This is a genomic window from Actinomycetota bacterium, from assembly GCA_036280995.1.
In the GTDB taxonomy this organism is placed as follows: Bacteria; Actinomycetota; CALGFH01; order CALGFH01; family CALGFH01; genus CALGFH01.
Window position 1 is genome coordinate 1 of record DASUPQ010000886.1, and the last position, 2,219, is coordinate 2,219.

A 2,219-nucleotide genomic window follows, 5' to 3' on the forward strand; every position below is an offset into this window, starting at 1 on the left:
GGGGACGACCAGGACCGGATCAGGGCCAACTACCGCGGCAACTACGAGCGCCTGGTCGAGGTCAAGCGCCGCTACGACCCGGGCAACTTGTTCCACGTCAACCAGAACATCGCCCCCTAGCCGCACGGCAGCCGCGGACCGGCCGACGTTACGAGCGATGGCAGGGACGAGGGCCGAGCCCGGCCGGCAGCAGCCCCCGCGCGTCCGCTACGCCAAGCGCGGGGGCTTCAACCTCGCCTACCAGGTGGTGGGGGAGGGGCCGGTCGACCTGGTCCTGGCGCCCGGCTGGGCCACCCATCTCGACCTGGCCTGGGAGGTGCCGGGCCTGGCCCGGTTCCTTCGCCGGCTGGCCTCGATCAGCCGCCTGGTCCTGTTCGACGAGCGCGGGACCGGCCTCTCGGACCGGGTCGCCCCGGACGCCCCGCCCACGCTGGAGGAGCGCACCGACGACCTGCTGGCGGTGATGGACGCCGCCGGCTCGCAACGGGCGGTGCTGTTCGGGACCCTGGGCGGGGCCGCGGCGTGCAGCCTGCTCGCCGCCACCTGCCCCGAGCGGGTCCTGGCGCTGGTGCTGTACGGGACCGGGGCCCGGCCGCTGGCCGGGGGGCCGCTCGGCGGCCTTGCCGACCCCTCAGAGGCCGCCCTTGACCGCCTGGAGCGGGAGTGGGGGACCAGCGGCGCCGAGCTGGCCGTCTGGGCGCCCAGCCTGACCGGCGACGACCAGGCGGTCGCCGCCTACCTGCGGCTGCTGCGATCCGGCGTCAGCCCCGGCTCGGCCAGGAGCCTGGCCCGGGCCGCCTACGGCGTGGACTGGGAGGCGGTCCTGCCCGCGGTGCGCGTCCCCACCCTGGTCCTGCACCGGACCGGCGACCTGGTCGTCCCGGTCGGCGAGGGCCACCGCCTGGCCGAACGGCTCCCCGAGGCCAGCTTCGTGGACCTGCCGGGCGTCGACCACCTGGTCTGGGCCGGCGACCAGGATGCGGTGGTCGACCGGCTCCGGAGGTTCCTCGCCGAGGCCGGGCCGGCGCCGCACCACCGGCGGCGGTTGGTCACCGTCGTGTCGACCGACCTGGTGGTGACATCGCCGCGTCCGCTGCCGGGGGGCCGGGCCTGGCAGGAGTTGCTCGGGGCCCACCGGGCGGTGGTGCGGGCCAACCTCCAGCGCTACGGAGGCCGCGAGGCAAGGACCGCCGGCGACGGCCTCCTGGCCACCTTCCTGCGGCCCGGCCAGGCCATCCGCTGCGCCGACGCGATCATCGCCGCCGCCCGCCCAGTCGGCCTGCGGGTCCGGGCGGGCGTCGCCTGCGGCGAATGCGAGCTGCTGGAGGACGGTCCCCGCGGGCCCACCGTCGCCCAGGCCGCCGCCATGACCGCGCTCGCCCGGCCCGGCGAGATCCTGGTCTCGCGCCCCGTCAGGGACCTGGCGGCCGGTCCCGCCATCGGCTTCGAGCCCCGGCGAGCCCACGCCCTCGACGGCGTCCGGGGCGCGGGCGAGCTGTTCCGGGCGTCCCTGCCCTCCCGGTGAGGGCTCCTGCTCGATGTCGTCGTGGATCCGCAGGACATGGCGAAGCCCCGCGCCCTTGGCCGTGCCGTGGCACTCCTGTGTCAGCGGAATTGGGCGAAGAATTGGCGGAGGTCGGCGGTGAGTAGGTCGGGGGCGTCGTGGGCGGCCCAGTGGCTGCCGCGGTCGAACTCGTTCCAGGAGACGATGTTGGTGTGGTCGCGTTCGGCGAACCTGCGGATGGGCCGGAAGTCGAAGGCGAAGCTGGCCAGGCCCAGGGGGACGGTGGTCGGCCCGGTCGGCTGGGCGGCGTGGTGGTTCTCGTAGTAGAAGCGGGCCGCCGAGGCGGCGGTGTTGGTCAGCCAGTAGATGGCCACGTTGGTCAGGATGTGGTCGCTGCTCAGGGCGTCGCCGAACAGCTGGCCGCTCCAGGCGATCTGGCCGGCTGGGGAGTCGGCCAGGGCGTGGGCAAGGGTCTGGGGCTGGGCGGCCTGCAGCTTGTCGTGGACGGCCCGCTCCACGAACCCCTGCAGGAAGCTCAGGTACTCCAGCTCCTCGGGGGTCAGGCCCTCGAACTCGCCGGGGTCGCCCGAGGGGAAGGAGAAGATCTGGTGGACGTGCACGCCGATGACGTGGTCGGGGTCGACCCGGCCCTGGAGGGGGGCCACGATGGCGCCGGCGTCGTTGCCGTGGGCGCCGTAGCGGTCATGGCCGAGCC

3 protein-coding genes are annotated in these 2,219 nt (G+C 75.0%); 2 read left to right on the forward strand and 1 reads right to left on the reverse strand.

All coding sequences use genetic code 11. The annotated features are described in order from the left end of the window. Both VF468_29690 and VF468_29695 read left to right on the forward strand, forming a co-directional pair. The coding region (locus tag VF468_29690) for a BBE domain-containing protein (GenBank protein HEX5882459.1) at window positions 1-120 on the forward strand (120 nt) is incomplete at its 5' end. A 37-nt stretch (window positions 121-157) separates the two neighbouring features. Then, on the forward strand, window positions 158-1,525 hold the full coding sequence (locus tag VF468_29695; GenBank protein HEX5882460.1) for an alpha/beta fold hydrolase: 1,368 nt from the start codon (window positions 158-160) through the stop codon (window positions 1,523-1,525). 80 nt (window positions 1,526-1,605) lie between these two features. Here the strand turns inward: VF468_29695 and VF468_29700 are convergent. After that, a partial coding sequence (locus VF468_29700) for an epoxide hydrolase (GenBank protein HEX5882461.1) occupies window positions 1,606-2,219 on the reverse strand: 614 nt, incomplete at its 5' end.

Coding starts and splice junctions, on each gene's coding strand:
- VF468_29695 (HEX5882460.1), top strand. CDS start 158: ATGGCAGGGACGAGGGCCGAGCCCGGCCGGCAGCAGCCCCCGCGCGTC.